The organism is Ruminococcus sp. Marseille-P328 (genome assembly GCF_964249465.1).
Taxonomy (GTDB): domain Bacteria; phylum Bacillota; class Clostridia; order Lachnospirales; family Lachnospiraceae; genus Blautia_A; species Blautia_A faecis.
Window position 1 is genome coordinate 189,972 of the sequence record NZ_CAXUBQ010000004.1, and the last position, 17,667, is coordinate 207,638.

15 protein-coding genes and 2 pseudogenes are annotated in these 17,667 nt (G+C 50.4%); 1 reads left to right on the forward strand and 16 read right to left on the reverse strand.

The features are described from left to right. Positions 1-89 precede the first annotated feature (89 nt). From ACESTK_RS04820 to ACESTK_RS04880, 13 genes and pseudogenes are all read right to left on the reverse strand, one after another. On the reverse strand, positions 90-473 hold the full coding sequence (locus ACESTK_RS04820) for a TnpV protein (RefSeq protein ID WP_373118923.1): 384 nt from the start codon (positions 471-473) through the stop codon (positions 90-92). Next, complete coding sequence (locus tag ACESTK_RS04825; protein WP_003023119.1) at positions 470-2,392, reverse strand: recombinase family protein; 1,923 nt, start codon at positions 2,390-2,392, stop codon at positions 470-472. The genes ACESTK_RS04820 and ACESTK_RS04825 overlap by 4 nt, the downstream gene beginning before the upstream one ends. Positions 2,393-2,412: 20 nt before the next feature. Then, a pseudogene (locus tag ACESTK_RS04830) lies at positions 2,413-3,870 on the reverse strand (DNA topoisomerase); the annotation flags it as partial. Next, positions 3,867-4,571 carry a DUF4366 domain-containing protein gene (locus tag ACESTK_RS04835; RefSeq protein WP_117524145.1) on the reverse strand — a complete coding sequence of 235 codons (705 nt, stop codon included), beginning with the start codon at positions 4,569-4,571 and terminating at the stop codon, positions 3,867-3,869. The gene ACESTK_RS04835 and the pseudogene ACESTK_RS04830, both read right to left, overlap by 4 nt. Further along, positions 4,561-4,818 (reverse strand): DUF4315 family protein, encoded by a 258-nt coding sequence (locus tag ACESTK_RS04840; RefSeq protein ID WP_178870135.1) that lies wholly within the window; start codon positions 4,816-4,818, stop codon positions 4,561-4,563. Before ACESTK_RS04840 ends, ACESTK_RS04835 begins: the two co-directional genes overlap by 11 nt. Positions 4,819-4,860: 42 nt before the next feature. Then, positions 4,861-6,927: a CD1108 family mobile element protein gene (locus tag ACESTK_RS04845; RefSeq protein WP_178870145.1), complete on the reverse strand. Its 2,067-nt coding sequence runs from the start codon at positions 6,925-6,927 to the stop codon at positions 4,861-4,863. Positions 6,928-6,965: 38 nt separating this feature from the next. Then, a complete protein-coding gene (locus ACESTK_RS04850) occupies positions 6,966-7,847 on the reverse strand; it encodes a site-specific DNA-methyltransferase (protein WP_144210431.1) in 882 nt (293 codons plus the stop codon). Beyond that, positions 7,844-10,273: a VirB4-like conjugal transfer ATPase, CD1110 family gene (locus tag ACESTK_RS04855; RefSeq protein ID WP_373118946.1), complete on the reverse strand. Its 2,430-nt coding sequence runs from the start codon at positions 10,271-10,273 to the stop codon at positions 7,844-7,846. Before ACESTK_RS04855 ends, ACESTK_RS04850 begins: the two co-directional genes overlap by 4 nt. Then, positions 10,221-10,631 (reverse strand): PrgI family protein, encoded by a 411-nt coding sequence (locus ACESTK_RS04860; protein ID WP_373118927.1) that lies wholly within the window; start codon positions 10,629-10,631, stop codon positions 10,221-10,223. The genes ACESTK_RS04855 and ACESTK_RS04860 overlap by 53 nt, the downstream gene beginning before the upstream one ends. 21 nt (positions 10,632-10,652) lie before the next feature. Beyond that, the gene (locus tag ACESTK_RS04865) at positions 10,653-11,522 is read right to left on the reverse strand and encodes a VirB6/TrbL-like conjugal transfer protein, CD1112 family (RefSeq protein ID WP_117524147.1); all 870 of its coding nucleotides are present in this window, start codon (positions 11,520-11,522) and stop codon (positions 10,653-10,655) included. Positions 11,523-11,538: 16 nt separating this feature from the next. Then, a pseudogene (locus ACESTK_RS04870) lies at positions 11,539-11,622 on the reverse strand (Maff2 family mobile element protein); the annotation flags it as partial. Positions 11,623-11,712: 90 nt separating this feature from the next. Next, entirely contained in the window at positions 11,713-13,383 is a 1,671-nt protein-coding gene (locus ACESTK_RS04875) for a recombinase family protein (protein ID WP_004612760.1), read from the reverse strand. Continuing rightward, entirely contained in the window at positions 13,384-13,581 is a 198-nt protein-coding gene (locus tag ACESTK_RS04880) for a hypothetical protein (RefSeq protein WP_002596475.1), read from the reverse strand. It abuts the gene before it with no gap. On the opposite strand from ACESTK_RS04880, the gene ACESTK_RS04885 reads away from it, so the two are divergent. After that, entirely contained in the window at positions 13,555-13,794 is a 240-nt protein-coding gene (locus ACESTK_RS04885; protein ID WP_021682886.1) for a hypothetical protein, read from the forward strand. The two genes, ACESTK_RS04880 and ACESTK_RS04885, sit on opposite strands and share 27 nt — an antisense overlap. 28 nt (positions 13,795-13,822) lie before the next feature. Here the strand turns inward: ACESTK_RS04885 and ACESTK_RS04890 are convergent, their stop codons facing one another. From ACESTK_RS04890 to mobQ, 3 genes are all read right to left on the reverse strand, one after another. Then, on the reverse strand, positions 13,823-15,160 hold the full coding sequence (locus tag ACESTK_RS04890) for a VapE domain-containing protein (RefSeq protein ID WP_373118948.1): 1,338 nt from the start codon (positions 15,158-15,160) through the stop codon (positions 13,823-13,825). After that, complete coding sequence (locus tag ACESTK_RS04895) at positions 15,129-15,773, reverse strand: CHC2 zinc finger domain-containing protein (protein WP_373118931.1); 645 nt, start codon at positions 15,771-15,773, stop codon at positions 15,129-15,131. The genes ACESTK_RS04890 and ACESTK_RS04895 overlap by 32 nt, the downstream gene beginning before the upstream one ends. A 65-nt stretch (positions 15,774-15,838) precedes the next feature. Then, on the reverse strand, positions 15,839-17,419 hold the full coding sequence (gene mobQ / locus ACESTK_RS04900; protein ID WP_373118934.1) for a MobQ family relaxase: 1,581 nt from the start codon (positions 17,417-17,419) through the stop codon (positions 15,839-15,841). Positions 17,420-17,667: the final 248 nt, after the last annotated feature.

The window sequence follows — 17,667 nt, forward strand, 5'->3', positions numbered from 1 at the left end:
TTGATAAATGAAAAGCGACAGACACTTCATAAGGAAATACCTGTCGCTTCGTTGACGATATAAAATTGTTGGTTTTGGACTTGATAAAATCAGCAGTAAATCATTTCCTGTCTGATGATTTCTTCGGCTCGGTTACGGATAGAGTTCATGGACTGTACCCACAACATCTGATTGTCTGCTTTCATGGTTTCGGTCACACCCTCGGCTTGTTTCATCCGCTCAATGATAAGGCTGCACCTTTCCGCTGCCTGTTCGTTCAGGTCAGCAAGGTAAGTATGCAGTTCGCCGGATAAACAGAGGGCAGATAACCTTGCAGGGCGGTACTGCTCCAAATATGTCCTGTGCAGTCTGCCCCACATACCGATAGGGCGGTGTTCCTCCGGCAGCTTCAAGTCCGGCACATAGTAATCGCCCACAAGAACATAGTCCAGACCATTGCTTTCATCATGGATTCGTGGTTTCAATTCTGTCATGCTATTTTTTCTCCTTTCACTTTTTGCCGATTTGATTTGCTTGTGGCGTTCTGTTCAACACACACATTGCTATCAGAGCTTTTTTCTTCTGCTATACGCTCATGCTCCGCAAATTCTTTTGATTTCTCACGAATCTTTTTCATATACTTACGATTGGATTCTCGTTTTCTGCGAAGTCGTTCCGCCTCTTTTTCAGCAGCAATCCTTTCTTCCTCGGTTGGTTCATGCTGCTCCACAGGTACTTGAAATTGCCCGACATAGTTAAGATATATCTCCACCTCTGTGGTGCGGTCTGCACCTTTTCCTTGTGGCTCGTGAACCAGAATTTTGTCGATAAATTCATTTATCATGGCAGGAGTAAGTTCTGTAATGTTCTCATACTTTTTGACCAGCTTTAGAAAACGCTCCACATTATTTTGACCGCCTATAATCCGTTGCATATCAGCGGTGTCAGTCTCAATAATCTTGTTCAGCTCGTTCTGCTCATTTTCATAATCAGTAAGCATACTCTGAAAAAGTCTGTCCGGCAATCTTCCAATCACATTATCTTCATAGATTTTCCTGATAAGCATATCCAGTTCGTGAACTCGCTTCTGATTTCTTTCAATGCGGTTTTTTACAGTTTCAGAAACAGCAATATCTTTCATCGCCGATTCTTCTTGCAGAGAATAGACAAACTCCTGCTCATTCAAAGAAACATAATGGCAAGTCTCCTGTATGGTTTTCAGAATGATGCTTTTAAGTGCTTTTGTTGAAATATGGTGGCAAGTACAGTGACGATCATACTTCTGATAAGCAAGATTATAAGTGGAACATTCATAACAATCTGCCGGATTGGAATAACTTGTCCTTTTTTCGCCTTTGGCAGTATAGTATATTCTTTCTCGCCCTTTCCGCTGCCTGTGATTATACATCGGCGCACCACAATCAGCACAGTAAATCTTTCCGGTCAGAACATTAGGCTCGCCCATAGGATCTGCTTTTCTTACATTCTGTCTTAACTTTTGAGCAAGCAGCCATGTTTCTTCATCGACAATAGGCTCTTGTGTATCATCAAAAACCACCCAATCTTCCTTGTCTGCCCTTTTCGTCTTTTTGTCCTTATAGGAATTTTTGAATGTCCTGAAGTTGACAGTCTTTCCGATATACTCTGGTCGGGCAATCAGAGTAGTAACCTGATTTCCTCGCCACATATACGGATTTTCTTTGTCATAGTTGCTTGCATGATTTCCAAGTCCCTTTTTTCCAAGATAATAAGACGGTCTTTCTATTTTTTCTTCTGAAAGTTCTCTTGCTATCTGATAAGGTCCTTTTCCCTCAATAGTCATGCGATAAATTCTGCGGACTACTTCAGCAGCTTCTTCATCAATAATCCAATGGTCGGGGTTTTCGGGGTCTTTCAAATAGCCGTATGGTGGGATATTACTTGTATGAGCGTTGCCGGAAGAACCTCTGGATTTCAGTACAGCTTTAATTTTCTTACTTGTGTCCCTGACAAACCACTCATTCATGATATTCAGAAAAGGGGCAAACTCACTGGTTTCTTGACGGTCACTGTCAATACCATTATTGATTGCTATAAATCGAACTTCCTTTTCTCTAAACAGAATGTCAGTGAAAAAACCTACTTGCAGATGATCTCTGCCGATTCTGGACATATCCTTGCAGATACAGGCAGTGATTTCTCCGTTTTTAACACCTTCAACAAGTCTGTTCCATGAAGGTCTGTCAAAGGTCGCTCCACTCCAACCATCATCGGTAAAATGAACAAGATTCGTAAAGCCATGTTTTATAGCATAATCTTCAAGCATTTGCTTTTGATGAACGATACTGTTACTCTCTCCAGCATTATCATCATCACGAGACAGTCTTTCATACAAAGCAGTAATGCCATTGCTTTTATCTTTTTTTCTTCTCATGCTGAACTCCTTTCTTCAATTCCTATCCACTCCTTACGCTCACAAAATATCACATCATTGTGGGGCTTCGGCGGCGTCGTTTCATGCTCCGTAACCTTTGCAGCAGGGTTTTCAAAGGTCTGTCCCTCGGTAAAGTCCGGCACATCTAAAACAAGTTCGTTTTCGTCGTCGCTGTCCGGCTTCTTTTTGAGGGTCACCCGGTAAAGCCGTTCCATGTCTTTCCACCCGGCAGCGATTACCGCCTTTCCCTTTGCCGTAAATTCATGGTCGGCGCAGGAGAAAACCGCCGTTACCGCTTCAAAACTGTACGGCTCGGCGGTCGCCATAAGCAGACGCGCCCCGGCAAGGGTAAGGATATTGCGCTCGCTTTCCGGCAGCGCGGTAAGGTCAGCCCTTGCAAGCTCCATAGTGGGAATGATTGCGTGGTGGTCTGATACCTTTTTGCTGTTCAGAACGCGGGAAACTTCCGGCGTAAAGGAAATGCCCGCCATAAAGGGCAGCTTCCCGCATAGCAGCGCGATAATGCCCGTCGCTGTTTCTCCCATGTCATCGGTCAGAAATGCGCTGTCCGTTCTCGGATAGGTCAAGAGCTTCTTTTCATAGAGGGTCTGTGCAAGGTCAAGGGTCTGCTTTGCCGTGTACCCGTAAATACGGTTTGTTTCCCGCTGTAAACTGGTAAGGTCAAAGAGCTTCGGCGGGGCAATGGTTTTCTTTTCTTTCACAAGGGAAGTACAGACAGCCGCCGACGCTTCGCAGGCTGCTTTCAGTTTGCCCGCTTCATCAGCGGCGCAGATCTTCGCGCTTGCCGCTTCTGCGCCGGGGAGCATAAGGCGCACATGATAGTAGGTTTCTTTCTTGAAGTTTGTAATGGCAGCGTCCCGGTCTACAAGCATTTTTAAGGTCGGGGTCTGCACACGTCCCACGTTCAAGGTCTTTCCATACAGGCAGGAGAAAAGGCGGGTCGCATTGATACCGATAAGCCAGTCAGCCTTTGCCCTGCATAGTGCGGAATGATAGAGGGTGTCATACCCGCGCCCGTCCTTCAGATGTTCAAAGCCGCTTCGAATTGCGTCCGTTTCCATAGAGGAAATCCAAAGACGGGTAAAGGGTTTCTTGCAGCCCGCCATTTCATAGACAAATCGGAAAATCAATTCTCCCTCGCGCCCCGCGTCGCAGGCGTTCACGACTTCCGAAACGTCGGCGCGGTGCATGAGGTCTTTCAAGATTTTGAATTGTTTTCCCTTGTCGGCGGCTACGGTGTACTGCCATTCCTGCGGCAGAATGGGTAAGCTGTCATAGCTCCATTTTCTGTACTGCTCCCCATAGGCGGCAGCTTCGGAAAGCTGTACCAAATGCCCGATACACCAAGAAATGATGTACTTGTCATTTTCGATATATCCGTCTTTCTTACCCGTAACGCCAAGGGCGGCGGCAACCGCCGCCCCGACGCTGGGTTTCTCACAAATCACAAGTTTCATTCTTCCTCGTCCTCCTGTTCGGTGTCTGCGATGTCAGTTTCTTCCTCCGGCTCGTCCTCGTCGTATTCGTCAAAATCGAACTCGTCAAGGTCGGTGCTGCCTTTTACGTTCTGCTTCGGTTTCATAAACTTAACGTAGTAGAGGGCTGCGCCGCCGCCAAGAAGTCCCACAACAAGGAAGATGAGAAGCCCGCCCATGCTGTTTTTGGGTTTCTCCGGCTCTGCGGGAGCTTCCGGCTCGGTGTCCTTGCCTGTGCAGTTATTGATAGTTACAGAGCAGACAGGACAGGCGGTGTTGACTTCGCCCGCCTTGCATTTCTCGGTACAGTTGCAGACAGCCGGGGGCTGTTCGGTCTGTTCCTCCCCGATAATCGCCATAAGGTCGCTTTCGTCTACTTGATTTAGGAAGTGGACGGAATTTTCCCCCTCGGCTGCCCGGTCAACGATAATGTAAAAATAGTTGCCGCCTTTGCTTTTCACGACGATAAACTGTTTATCCTCGGCAGCGTCCCCGTCGATGTCGTCCACAAGGGTCATGTTGCCCTCCGGGGTAAGGGGCTGCGGTTCGGTTTCCACGATCACGCCGCTGTCGTCGGTTTCTTCCGTCGTAGGTGTCTGTGCAAAGGCGGTAACAGAAAAGCCGCCCATGAGCATAAGGGCGGCGCAAAGTGCGGTAAGGCTTCTAAGAATTTTATTCTTCATCTGCATTGTCCTCCTGTTCCTCATAGTCTGCGGGCATAGGGGCAATGCCCGGAATACCGCCGCCCGCAAGCATAGCGGTAAGCTCCTGCGGGGTAAGGCGCATAGAGCGCACAAGCTGAACGATTTGCAGATTTTCCGCTTCGGTTTTCTGTGCTTCCAGTCCGCGCAGCTTGTTCTGATACTCCGTGATTTTCTCACGGGTCTTTTGGATTTCCTTTTCAATTCTTTCAATTTTACTCATAGCCATAATGATTTTTCTCCTTTCGATTTTCAAATGTGTTGTTGTATGTCAGTTCCAGTTCATCAGCCCGTACCCTTTGATACAGGCATAGTCAAGGGGATAGCTCTTAATCTTGCAGGCGTCGCCGGAATTGCCCTCCACGGTGTAGACGCGGTTTCCGTCCCTGCCGATAACAAGCCCTACATGGTCTGCGCTGCCGTCTAAGTCCCAGTCAAAAAAGATAGCGTCACCGGGAGCAATGTTTTCATAGCCCCGCGCTCCCCATTGTCCGTGAGAGGTAAACCACGGAATACCCTGCGACTGGCAGGCGGCAAAACGCGGCTCGGAAAATCCCATTTGCCCGTAGCACCAGGACACGAAACAGGCGCACCATTCCACGCGGGAGTTGAAGCCGTACCAGCTCCAATACGGATAGCCGCCCACATTTCCGACTTGCTGCTTTGCAAGGTCAACGATAGCGGTATTGCCGGGGCGCGTTCCGTTCACAAAATCCACGCCGCTTAAATCCTCGGACGCGGAAGTATCGGAAGAACCGCCGCCAAAGATAAGGGGCTTGTTTCCGCTTGTCTGTAAGTACACCCGGTACATTTCAAGCTGTTCCGGGGTCAGATTGTTTTCTGCAATCGTGGATAACGGGGTGTTCGTCAGCTTGACGTTTAAGATGTAATACTCATAAGGCACTTGTACCGTGTAGGTGTCCGTATGCTCGTTGCCGTCCTCGTCTGTCCATGTGTCGGTGCGTTCTTCCTCCCGGTAGCGTATTTCCACTTCCTCGGTCAAGGTCAGCTTATATTGCTGATTGAAAATCCGCTGTAATTCGCTTTGTACCTCGGCGCGGGTGTAGCTCTGATATTTTGCGGTCAGATAGGACGCTAATTCGTGTGGGTTATGTCCGATATTTGCAAGGTCATAGCGGTACTCGTCATAGCCCGGATTGTCGCGCTCGATATTGTCAATCCTGCTTTGCAGCTCGTTTTCCAATCCGGCGTAGCTGTTTTCCACTTCCACAAGGTCGCTGTCCTCGGAGGTATAGGACGTTCCAAGCACGCCGTTTAAGGTGCCGGAAAACATTGCCCCACAAGAGGACAGCCCGGACATAACCATGATAAAGAGCAGCAGCACACCGACAGCGATTGCCACACCCGCCGGGTGCCTTGCCACAAATGCTGCGGTCTGCTTCGTTTTCTCGGCGGCTTTGGCTGCCGCCTTGCGGGTGCGTTCTGCCGCGCCCTTGATGCCCTTTGCGGTATTGCGGGCTTCCTTTGCATACTGCCGCTTGATTTTCTGCTTCTGCCAAAACCGGGAAATGGGGTTACTGGTTAGCTGCGAATTCTCATGCAGGGTCTTGTGATACTGAAAATCCACATTCGCCCGAAAAGCCGCTTTTTCTGCCTTTGCCGCTTCCCGGTAGGGTTTCAGTTTATGGCTGCGGTAGCCCTGCTTGATTTTCCGCGCCCCGTACTTCAATCCCCGTTCTGCGGTTTCCTCGCTCTTGTGTGCGCCCTCCACGCCGGAATTATCCTTTTCGACAGAATGGATTTTGTTATGTACCAAAATCCCGGCTTCCTGTGTGGGGCGGGATAGTGGGTTGTGCTTCTCCTTAAATCCGGGTGGCTTGTCCTTTTCCTCAAAGTGCAGGCGGGTCTTGCCTTTCCCGGTGGTTTCGTCAAAGGTGCGCTCTTTTACCAGTTTCTTTTCTTTGGGGATAGCCGCCTTTGCCTTATCCAAGCGGTCGGCGGCTTTATCGGATTTCTTGATATACTTTTCAAGCTCCGGGGCAGCGCGTTCCTCGTCGGTAAATTGCAGCCGGGAAGATTTCGTCCCGGCGGTAGCTTCTGCCTGTGCCTTTCGTACCGCTTTTTTAGACGCTTTGCGGGTATGGGCGGCTTCGATATGCTCCATGACGCGCTCCGTTTTGCCTGCGTCCGCTTTGGGGGCAGCTCCCGGCACATGGGGCAAGGGAGAAGTCGGGGAAGCTGCACCTTGTAGCTGCGCTGCGTCCTGTGCTGCCTGTTGCTCCGGGGATTTCTGAAAATCCGCGTCCTGCGTCCGCTTGCTGATACGTTCCGTGTCTCCCGTGGTCTGATTTTCTGCGATAGCCCCGTCGCGGGTCATTTTCTGCGTGATTTTATCACGGGGCTTTAATGGGTCTTTCAAGTGTTACCACCTCCAATCCGCGCCCCTGCAAGGGCGCAATACTCGGCGTTCAGTTCAATGCCGATATAGCGGCGGTCAAGGCTTTTCGCTGCAAGCCCGGTGGTGCCGCTTCCAAAAAACGGGTCAAGGACAACGCCGCCTGCCGGACAGCCCGCCAGTATGCACGTTTCCGCGAGCTTCGGGGGATAGGCGGCAAAATGCCCGCCCTTATACGGTACGGTATTGATAAGCCAAACGTCCCGCTTGTTCCTTGTGGTCGGTATAAGAGCGTCGTCATAATAGCCGCCGCTGCGGGGCTGATTGATACCCTGCACCTTGCCCTGTCCCGGTACTTCCTCGGCGTATTTGTGTCCTGCGCCGCGTCCCTGTCGGTACCGCGCAGCCGTTCCCGGCGCGATCGGCTCCGCAATGGCGGCAGCGTCATAGTAGTATTTCTTTGATTTCGTCAGTAAAAAGATATGCTCATAGCAGCGGCTCGGTCGGTCGCGGCAGCTCTCCGGCATGGGGTTTTCTTTCAGCCAGATAATATCGCTGCGTAAATACCACCCGTCAGAGCGCAGGGCAAAGGCTAAAAGCCACGGAATACCGATTAAATCCTTTTGCTTGCAGCCCGCTTTCATGCCGCTGCCGCAGTATGTGTCCGCGATATTCAGCCAAAATGTCCCGTCGTCTTTGAGTACCCGGCGCAGCTCCCGGAATACTTCTACAAGCCGCCCGATATACTGCTCCGGCGTGTCCTCCCGTCCAATCTGCGCGTCAAGCCCGTAGTCCCTTAGTCCATAGTAAGGCGGGCTTGTGACGCAGCAATTCACGCTTTCACTCGGAAGCTCCCGCAGGGCATAGAGGGCGTCACGGTTGATGATTACGTCCATTTTCATGCTTTGCTCATTTCCTCCGGCTTTGTCGTAAGCAGACGGTAAAGCTCGGTGTCCGTCGGGAAACGGTCAATGAACGGCAGCACCACGTTTCCGTAAAAGATAAGCCCCTCGCCCGCTTCGGTGTGGGTTACATACTTCATCTGCTGCGGGGAGATGTTAAGCTGCTTTGCAAGGATAGCCCGGTCGCCCTGTGCCTGATTGAGCATGAGGACAAAATCAGAGTTTTCAAAAATATTCTCGACTTCGCGGCTGCTCAAAAGGTCTTTGACGTTCTGCGTGATAGCGGTCGGTATGCCGCCCCATTTCCGAAAACGCTTCCAAATCTCCACGCTGTAAGCTGCGGTCTGTTCCTCTTTGAGCAGCAAATGAAACTCGTCCATGTAGTAACGGGTTGCCTTTTTTTCGGCGCGGTTGACGGTCACGCGGTTCCACACCTGGTCTTGCACAATGAGCATACCTAACTTTTTGAGCTGCTTTCCAAGCTGCTTAATATCAAAGCAGACAAGACGGTTATTCAGTTCTACATTGGTACGGTGGTTAAAGACGTTCAGAGAGCCGGAAACATAAAGCTCCAATGCCGCCGCAATGCGGGCAGCTTCCGGCTCCGGCTGCTTCAAAAGCTCGTTGTAAAGGTCGCCCAAAATCGGCATTTTTGCCGGGTCGGGGTCTGCAAGGAAAGGTCGGTACACATTCCTAACGGCGCGGTCAATGACGGTCTTTTCCACGGGCTGCAAGCCCTCTTTGCCGCCGATAACAAGCTCGCAGAGGGAAAGGATAAAGTCGGATTTCAAGGCAAGCGGGTTGTCGTCCTCGGAGTAGTTGAGGTTAATATCCATGGGGTTCACATACTGGGGCTTGCCGTCCATACCTTTTCCTGTTGGCGACAGGCGTATCACTTGCCCGCCCAAACGCTGCACAAGGGAGAAATACTCGGCTTCGGGGTCGCAGATGATAATATCGTCGTCAGTAATGAGAAAAGCGTTTGTCATTTCCCGCTTTGCCGCAAAGGATTTACCGCTTCCCGGTGTTCCAAGAATAAGCCCGTTTGGGTTTTTCAGTTGCTTGCGGTCGCAGAGTATCATGTTATTTGACAGCGCATTTAAGCCGTAGTAAAGGGCTGCGCCCCGCTGAAAAAGCTCCTGCGTGATGAACGGGATAAAAATAGCGGTGCTTGATGTGGTAAGTCCTCTTTGAATGGGGATAAGGTTCTCCCCAAGCGGGATAGAGGACATAAAGCCCGCTTCCTGCAAATAGTCAAGGCGGGTCAGAGCGCAGTTGTTTTTCTGTGCAAAGCCCGCCGTAGCAAATACGTCATTATCTAGTTTCCGTTTTGTGTCTGCCATGTTTACCACAAGGAACGTCAGCAGAAACATTCGCTCGTTGCGGCTCTGTAAATCCTGCAACAGATTTTTTGCTTCGCTGCCGAAAGTAGCAAGGTCGGACGGAATTATATCCATGTCATACCCGCTGCGTACCGCTTTTTTCTGTTCCTCAATCTTCATCTTGTCGAGGTCGGTTATCTTGCGCTTGATAGTCTTGATTGCTTCGCTCTGGTCGATACTGCGGATATGCATATTGACGATTATCCCGTTTTCAAGGTCGAGAATGTCCGAAAGCATACGGTCATTCAGCTCCGGCGCAAGGATTTCAAGGAACGATACCGCACCAAGTTTTCGCCCCATGCGGAACGTGCGCCCGTCGCCAAAACGGAACGAGGACGGGGCGATAAAGTCCTTTGTAGAAAGCCCCGACGGCACAAGCCAGTCCCAAGAGAAGCGGAACGGCTCGCCCTCCGGGTGGAAAATCCCATGCAGGACGTTCAAGCGTTCCTGTCCGTTCATGGGGCGGGCGGTTACACCAAGCACCTTAAAATTATTCAGTACATCGGTTTCGATACGGGAAAGGCGGGCTTTTGCCGCCGCAAGATTGTCCGCTTCAATGGAAAAGGTAATGTACTTGCACTTTTCCAGTCCGTTGTTGCCTTTTTCAAGCTGATTTTTCAGCATATCCGCGTACTCCCTGCGGATAGAGTTAAAAGCGTCGTCCTGTGCCGGAATTTCGATAGCCGCCTGTGCCTTTTCCTTTCTTGCGCCCTGATTGATGAAAGAGAGCTGCACCGAAACGGAAGCGTCAAAGTAGTTGAGAAAATCGCACCAGTTTTCAAAAATGGCGGTCTTATCATCTGCCTGTGCAAGCTGATAGTTAATATCTTCAAAGACAAGGCTTTTACTGTATTTCTTTTCCGTTACCCTGCAAATCCCGTCCGGGTACATCTGCAAGTAGGGAATGGTCTGCTGCGCGGTGTGGGGCTTCCCGTCGCCCTTTGCCGCCTGTATCACGGCGGCGATTTCTTTCTTTTCTGCGCGGGTCAGCTTACGCTTCACGGAATTTTTTACCGCGCGGGTCATGGTTTTTCGTTCTGCCATTGACAATAGCCGATACCTCCTTTTCCAGTTTTCGTTGTTTTTCTATGACGGCATAAAAATTTTCCGTCTGATAGGGGCGTTCCTTTGGTCGGATAAACTTTGTCTGAATGACGTTCTTTATCACGACTTCAAGGGGCTGCCCGTGTTTTTCATACATTGCCAAGAGGAAGCAGGGAAGCATAACGACAATCATTGCAAATGCCGCCATGCTTGTTCCCGCGCTGTCTTTGAGCAAAAAGAAAAGCGGTAGTCCCATAGCGAGGGCTGCCGCAAAACATATAATCTGCCGCTTTGTCAGATTAAAAGCGACTTTTGTTTTGATTTTTGATAAGTCTTTGGGTACGGGTACATACGCCAAGTGAAAACCTCCTTTCGGTCTTTAATGGGCGTTAAAGATTGACTTCGCAAGTGTGCCTGTTTTGAATAGGGAGAAGCACAAAATCACGGTGTAGGCTGCAAGGGAGAAAATCGCGCTGTGCAGGTTGTCCGCTACAATCATGCTGCCAACCAAAACCGCATAAATGCCGACGCATATCATTATGAGGAAGCCTTGAAAACCGAGGGCGAACAGGGCTTTTAAGTAGTTGTTGCCTATCTGCCCCCACTCTCTGTTGGTCATAGTTGCAAACGGGATAGGCGATACCGAACAGTAAAGGTAAATTTCTATCATTCTGCCGTACAGGATAACCGTGATAAGCACCGACATGATTTTCATGCAAAGGCTCACAAGGCTTGTTTCCATAACGAGCATAAGCAGTTCGGGGATTTCCATAGCGTCAAGTCCGGCTTGCATGGACGAGAGGGCGGCGTCAACGTCGATATTCGTATCGCCGCCGATCACGCCCGCCGCGCCGGAAACAACGTGCTGCGCCATATCGAACACCGCCATAGTGATAGTAAAGGTGTGGGTAACGAGATACACCGCTACCCACGCCTTGAAAAACCACTTAAAGAACATGAACGTGTCAATATCGTGCATATTGTTCTTTTCCGTTACCATGCTGATAAGCTCCACGCATAGAACGTAGGTAATAACAAGCCCCGCAATGGGTACAATCACATTTTCCGACAAGCTCTGTATCATGGAAAATATGCCTGCGTTCCACCCCTGCGGGGTTTGTCCTACCTCTGCGGCGATAGTTCCGACTTTTTCGTTTACGTCCCCGAACATAGTTGACAGATTACCGTTAATGGCTCCAATGAGGATTTCCTTTATCCATTCGTTAATCGCGTCAAGTATGCTCTGCATAGGCTAACCCCGCCGCTTAACCGAACAGTCCGGCAAGCAGAGGTACGAGGGTGCCGCCGATAAGGGCAACGCCGCCGCCCGCCATGAGCTGTTTTATCCCCAATTAGGTGTAAAACTCTGCTCGATGGCGGGCGGCGGCGTACAAAAAATCTATATGGTGTTTTTAAGAGAACCGTCCCGGTAGGACAGGTCAGGCAGTGACCTGTTCCACCTCTGGGATGGGTTTGAGATTAAAATGAATTTCGATAGAAATGTGTCTTGTTTTATCTTCGTCAATGCGCTCATGCACGACGATTTCTTTGATTAAGCGGTTAAGGGTGGCTGCGTCCAGCTCTGTGATGTTGGCATATTCCTGAATGGCTTCCACCCATTGTTTTGCGTCATTGGCAAGCTGGGCTTCATCGGACAGCCGCTTCCTGCCCTCGGACACTTTTGCTTTAAGCTCCGTCTGCTCGGTCTGTGTCTTTTCCAGCATGGTGTTGAAATTCTGCTCACTGATACGCCCTGCAATCATATCCTCATAAAGCCGCATGACCATTTTATCCAGAACCTCAATCCGTTCCTCGTCCCTTGTAAGGGAGCGTTCCATTGCTTCCCGCTGTTCCCGCTGCTCGGCTTCACAGGTATTAGTCAGGCGGTCGGCAACCGCTTTCCCGTCCATCAGGGCAGCTCTGGCACATTCCCGGATTTTTCGCAGCACATGGCTGTAAAGGGTGTCATAGTCAATCCGGTGCTGGGTGCAGTGGTTCTTTCCAAAGGCATTGTAGGTCTTGCAGGAATAAATCTGCTGGGGATGTTTTGCGTTTGTATAGCGTATCGTCAGCGACTTCCCACACTCGCCGCATTTTATCAGTCCGGCAAACAGGCTGATTTCATTGGTCTGCCCCGGACGCTGGCGGGATTTCAGCTTGTTCTGCACAATGTCAAAGCTCATGCGGTCAATCAGCGGTTCATGCTGTCCCTCCACTACAATCCAGTCCTCCGGCTTCTTTTCCCCAATCGTGCCGATTTTGAAACGGTAGTCTTTTTTCTGGGAAGCAATCGCCCCGGTGTAAACGGGATTCATCAAAAGGTCTTTGATAACGGAGAAGTCCCACATATACCGTCCGTTTTCCGGGTCTTTCTTTTCCCATTTGGTTCGGGTATTGCGAAGCCCCCGTTCCCGGTTCCACCATGTGGGGCAGGGGATTTTTTCTTCCTCCAGCCGTCTGCGGATATAGTTCGGACCATGACCGTTTAGGGCATATCCGAAAATCAGCCGCACAATCGGGGCGGTTTCCTCGTCAATGAGCAGATGGTTTTTGTCCTCCGGGTCTTTCCGATACCCAAACGGGGCAAGACACCCGGTAAACTGTCCTTTCTGCGCTTTCAGAAGATAAGAGGAATGGACTTTCTTGGAAATATCCTTGCTGTACATCTCGTTCAGGATATTCTTGAACGGGGCAATATCGTTGTTATCCCGCAGGGTGTCGATACCGTCATTCATGGCGATATAGCGGACACCGTTTCTTGGGAAAAAGTCCTCAATCAAATGCCCTGTTTGCAGATAGTTACGCCCCAGTCGGCTGAGGTCTTTCGTGATGACAAGGTTGATTTGCCTGCGCTCAATGGCTCTCAACATTCTCTGTAAATCAGGACGCTCCATGTTAAGACCTGTGAAGCCATCGTCTTGATAGACTGCCACAACCTCCCATCCCTGCTTTTCGCAGTATTTTTCCAGCATATCACGCTGGTTTGCGATACTGGCACTTTCGCCTTGCAGGTCATCGTCCTTTGACAGCCTGCAATAGACCGCTGCACGATACCCTCCGGCAAGTGCCGAACCGATTGTTCTGTATTCCATTTCGTTCATCATAGCCATTTACCCACACAATCCAGACGGTATCTGGCTCTTTTGAACCTCATCTTCATTATACTTCAAATCTTTCTTTTTAGCAAGATATTCTTTCGCATTTGTCTTTCCGTATTTCTGGGAAATCAGGCTGACGAACACATCAGTTGCGTCCAGCTCCCCGTCAAACACTGTTGTAACATGAATCTCTGTTTTGTTTTTTGCCATAGGCAGTTATCCTCCATACATGAAAATAGCCAGACAGAGGGTGTCGGCAACGAAGTCCGGCAACGGGCTTCAAAAGACCTTGCAAACAATCTCAATCTGGCGATGGTTACTATTTATACTTTTCTTTTATTTTTCTGTTGTTTTGGTTGTTATAAGGGAGAAAAGCCCGGAAATAAGGGATTTTCCCCGGCAACCGGCTCGGCAACGGGATAGCAACAGGGGGTGCAACGGGCTGTCATTTTCAGAATGGAAGCTCCATCTGTTCTGTGACCTCCACAAAACCGTCCATCGTTTTTTCAGACGGGTTGCCGGAGTCCGTTGCCGGGTTTTCACGCTCCCAGCCCTTTTGTCTGCCATATTCGGAAAACATTCTTGGGTTCGGGAAGTACCGCCAGCCGGAAATGCACTGGTTCATAATCTCGTTGATTTCCCGGATTTCCCATTGCTTCGGCTCGTCAAAGGCATGGTTTAAGGCTTCCTTGTAGAGCTGCTTAGAGCAGACCATGTTCCCGGTGTACTTATCAAGATACGCCTGTATCATCCCGGCTTTGGTGTCCTCCGGCATAAAATCCCGCTGGTGTTCTTTGAGATACCGCTGCATGGCGGGGCTGAACACCAGCTTGAACCTGCCGCTTCGGTAAATCTCCATCGCTTCCGCCCACATCTGTCCGATATAGGCTCTGGAAGCGGCTTCGTCCTCCAAAATGTGAACCTCGGCTTGCTCCGGGTACACCATGACCGGGATAAAGCGGCGGTTGCCGGAACGGTCAAGGGGCAGGAAGTCAAGGGCATTGGAAGTGCCGCCAAACACGCACTGACGGGGGCGGTCTGCCGGGTGGGTTTCATAGGGTATCTTGTAAACTTCTTTCTGCCGGCTTAAAAATGACTTGATTTCCTCAATGCTCTTGGCGTTGGCGGTTGCCATCATTTCCGACATTTCGATAATCCAGTGACCTTGCAGCTTGCGGTACACATTGTCATCGTCCAGCTTCCGCAAATCATCGGAGAACCACTCGTCCCGGACTGCCAGCAGACGGAAGAAGGTGGACTTGCCAGCCCCCTGACCGCCTACCAGACAGAGCATGATTTCAAACTTACACCCCGGCTGAAAGGCTCGTGAGATTGCACCCAGCAGGAACAGCTTCAACGCTTCATAGGTGTAATCGTCTGCGTCAGCCCCCAGAAAGTGCCGCAGACAGAAACGGATTCGTTCTGTCCCGTCCCACACAAGGGCACTTAGGTAGTCCCGGATGGGATGGTACTTGTTTTCATTCGCCACAATCCCGATGGCGTTATCAATCTTTTTCTCATTGGTAAGCCCGTAGGTTTCTTCCAGATAGAGAAGCAGATACTTCATGTCCGTATCGTTCAGGGCGGTGCTTTCTCTGTGGAAGCCGATGGGCTTTATGATGTCCTTGCGGTCAGTTAGGATGTTGTATGCGATAGCCCCGGAAAGCAGAGGGTCACGCTGGAATACGGTCAGGCAGTTCCGGATGCTCTGACGGACACCGCCTTTCTCGGTGGTTTCCAGCCCCGCCTTGATTTCCTCAATGCTCTGGGGCGGCTGCATGGCGTTCATGGTGTTTTTTAGTTCTTGCTGCGTCTGCGGCTGCAAGCTCTGCCATTCGCTGTTCAAGCTGTATCACATCCTTTCCGTAGTCCGTAATCAAAGCCGCTTTTTCCTCTGTTTCCCCGAACAGAAGCACATCCAGCAGATATTCCACATGGGATTGCTTCTGTAAGGCTTCCACAAACCGGGGATGAAAGGCTTCCTCCGGGGAGTGTGGGGCATAATCTTTTCTCCATTCCCGGAGTAGGTGGAGATAATCGGCAAGAATACGGAAGCAGCGGTTCTTTGCTTCCTGAAACTGTTCCTCCGGGAATTTCTGCCGGGGCTTGGGCTTTTTTGCCTTTCCCGGCGGCTTCCAGTCCTCATAGGAAAGCCCGAAGTCCTGTGCCAGTTGTACGGCGGCTTCTTTCTTTCCCCGCCCATACAGGGCAGCGGCAAAATCAATCACATCCCCATCTGCACCGCAGCCGAAGCAGTGATAACGCCGATCCAGCTTCATGCTTGGGGTTTTATCGTTATGGAACGGGCAGCAAGCCATCCCGTTCCGACCTACATGGATTCCATAATGCTCCGCAGCCTGTCTTGTTGTGACGGACTGCTTCACAGCTTCAAATACATTCAAATCTATCCCTCCTTGAAAATAAGAAAAGCACCTGACATTCTCTGATTGAAAATGGCAAGTGCCTGTTAAAGTTCCATATCCTGTTGTTTGTGTTTCGTCTGTGCCGGGACAGTTCTTTGTGCTTTTTTCTCGTCAGCCTTATCCTGCAAGACTTCTTTGATAGGCTGTTTCTTGGGCGGCTCTTTACTTTCCTCTGTGCCGGGTGTGGCTTTCCGTACCCAGTAGCGGATGTCCCGCAGCTTCTTCAAATCCTCCTGTACCTCGGTCAGTGGTACTTTCAACTCTGCGATTTCTTCCAAAAGCGTTTCCTGCTCCTCTTGCAGCTCCTTTTGGGTACTGTCCTTATCATCTGGGTGCTTGGCAAGGTAGGCGGCGGCTTTTTCATACCGGGCAACCTCCGGGTGTTCCTGTTTGAATTTCTCCTTTGTTTTCTTAAAAAATATCTTCTGGTACTTCTCATAGACAGGCTTACATTCCTTGCAGTCTGTCCGGCTGGCAAGAATCCCGTCAATCACTTTGCTTCGGGCTTCCTTTGGCTTCATCTGATTGCGGTAATCTGCGGCTGATTTCCCGGAAGATTCCAGAAACGCTTCTAAGTCCTCCACAGTGGAAAGTCCCTTTTGCCGGAGATAGGACAATGCTTCGCTGACTGCCTTTAAGTCCTGTGAAGTCCCCCGGTTCTGTCCAGCCCTCGTCCAGTCCTTCCGTTCTTCCTTTCGTATCTCCATATACTTCATCAGCAGATTGGGAAGAAGTGTCGCTTCCTCCGCCGTTTTTTGTGCAAGCAGCTCTTTCCGTTTTTCTCCCAGTTCGGTAATCCAGCCTTTGAGGTTTTGAATGAGCTGCCGAATGGACTGCATCAGGCGGTTGGCGGCTTTGATTTCCCGGTTCAGGTTGCCGATATTCGTCTGGATACCACGCTTTTCCATCTGCTGGACAGCAGCCCCCTCATGGACAGTGGGGACTATATCAAGCCCCTGTCTGGCATAGGAACGCAAGTCCACACGCTCCGGGCGGTCATTGGCTTCCAGATAGCGGTTCTGGATGACCTCCCATTCATGCCGCCAGATTTCACAATACTTCTGGTCGTTCCAATCAACCGTATCCTCCTTGTGGCTTTTCCACCTGCCGGACGGAAGTTTTATCCGTTCTCCGCTTTCATCAAGGTCATAAACCTTGCGGCTCTTGGGAAGCCATTTTCCATGTTCGTCCATTGCCCTCATAGTGAGCATGACATGGGCGTGGGGATTGTGTCCCGGCGGATGGGGGTCATGGATTGCAAAATCAGCAATCATGCCTTTGGAAACAAACTGCTGCTCACAAAACTCCCGGACAAGGACAGCATACTGGTCGGGTGGTATCTCTCTTGGGATGGTAAGCACCCACCGCCTTGCAAGCTGAGAGTTCCATTGCTTCTCCACCGCTTCGGCGGCGTTCCATAAGGTATTGCGGTCTGTATATTCCTGTGGGGCATTTGCCGGGAGCAGGATTTCATTGTGGACGATACCACGCTTTTCCGGGTAGTGCTTCACTTGCTGGTCGTATTCACAGAACAGCTTTTCGCCACTCTGGTAAGCAGCGGCGGCAACCGCAGACTGCCGCTGGCTGCGCTGAACAATAGAGATTTCGTTGTGTGGACAGGGCATTTCGTGTCCCTCCTTTCGGTAATTGGTGGATGGGGTGGCGTTTTACCACCTCATTTGGGGCAGAAAAAAAGCAGGAGACCTTTTCAGATTTCCTGCTCGGTGTGCCGCTGTGTGGGCGGCGGGTATTTAGTTATAAAAGTTCGGGGCAAGTTGACCCGATGTGAAGCTGACAGTCGAGTAGACTAAGACCTCTCAATCTTAGCCCCTCACAGATCCGTACGTGCGGCTTTCCCGCATACGGCTCCTCG